At 37.5% G+C, this 1,527-nt stretch carries 1 protein-coding gene and 1 pseudogene; one reads left to right on the forward strand and one right to left on the reverse strand.

The features are described 5' to 3' along the window. Positions 1-224, reverse strand: a pseudogene (locus ACJML3_RS09460) (MurR/RpiR family transcriptional regulator); the annotation flags it as partial. 327 nt (positions 225-551) lie between these two features. Here ACJML3_RS09460 and ACJML3_RS09465 point away from each other — a divergent pair. Continuing rightward, positions 552-1,527, forward strand: a 976-nt coding sequence (locus ACJML3_RS09465; protein ID WP_406022679.1) for a diaminopimelate dehydrogenase, incomplete at its 3' end; no start/stop codon positions are given.

Here is a 1,527-nt window from a genome sequence, read left to right on the forward strand (position 1 = left end):
CCTAAATCCTGAGCTATTGCAATCTTGAAATCCTTTAGGGTCTCATAGCCGAATTTTCTTGCAAAGCGGGTTACTGTTGCATGAGAAATATCGCAATGCTCTGATATTTCAGAAATTGATGATGAGCATGCCTTCATGCCGTTTGATAAAAAATAATGTATCAGTTTGTTGTCAGCTTTTGATGTTTTAATCTGAGGAGAACTGAGTTTCTTTAAAATGCTCACTGTTTTATGCCTTGTATTAAAAAAGTGAAAATTATTTTACTACTTTTTTTACATTTTAAAATTAGCAAATTTACATATATGACTTAACTTGCTGAGTTTATACAAAAAAATAATTAATAAATATTCTACATTTGTTACTTTATCTTCATTTTATGGCCATTATTCATTTAAATTGAAAAAAGAAAAAAATGATAAAAAAAACACTGATCATAATTAGTGCAAACAGTGTTTTTTATTGGAAAGTTTTTATTTTTTTTGCTACATTTTGAACCAATTAAAAAACAAGCCTTGTTATAGGCATAACCATACAGGTAAAGGAAAATTCATATGACTACAAGAGTAGGTATTTATGGCTACGGTAATTTAGGCCGTGGTATTGAGCTTGCTGTTAATGCAGCTGAGGATATGGAATTAGTAGCTGTTTTCACAAGACGTGATCCAGCATCTGTTAAGATTGCAACTTCAGGTGTAACTGTTGCTAATGTTAAGGATGTAGAGTCTTTCAAGGATAAGATTGACGTTATGATCCTATGCGGTGGCAGTGCTACAGATTTACCAGAGCAGACTCCTGCTTTAGCTAAGTTATTCAACGTAGTAGACAGCTTTGATACCCACGCAAAGATCCCAACACACTTTGCAAATGTTGATGCAAGTGCAAAGGCATCAAAGCACGTTGCTTTAATTTCAGCAGGCTGGGATCCTGGCATGTTCTCATTAAATCGTTTATATGCCAATGCTGTTTTACCAAACGGTAAGGATTATACATTCTGGGGCAAGGGTGTAAGCCAGGGCCACTCAGATGCAATTCGCCGTATTGAAGGTGTTGCTGATGCAAGACAGTATACCTGCCCTGTACAGAGCGCTTTAGATGCAGTTCGTTCAGGTTCAAATCCTGAGCTTACAACTCGTGAGAAGCACACAAGACTGTGCTATGTAGTTCTAAAGGATGGTGCTGATGCAAGTAAGGTTGAGCAGGAAATCAAGAATATGCCAAACTACTTCTCAGATTACGATACTACCGTAAACTTCATTTCACAAGAAGAGTTGGACAAGAATCACAAGGGCTTACCACACGGTGGTTTCGTTATCCGTTCAGGTTCAACCGGTAACGGTCAGAACAAGCATGTTATCGAGTACAGCTTAAAGCTCGATTCAAATCCTGAATTCACCGCAAGTGTTATCGTTGCTTATGCAAGAGCTGTAGCACGTTTATTCAATGAAGGTGCAACAGGATGCAAGACTGTATTTGATATTGCTCCTGCTTATCTGTCAACCCTGTCTGGCGAGCAGTTAAGAGCAACAA

This window comes from Succinivibrio sp., assembly GCF_045124615.1.
Lineage (GTDB): Bacteria > Pseudomonadota > Gammaproteobacteria > Enterobacterales > Succinivibrionaceae > Succinivibrio > Succinivibrio faecicola.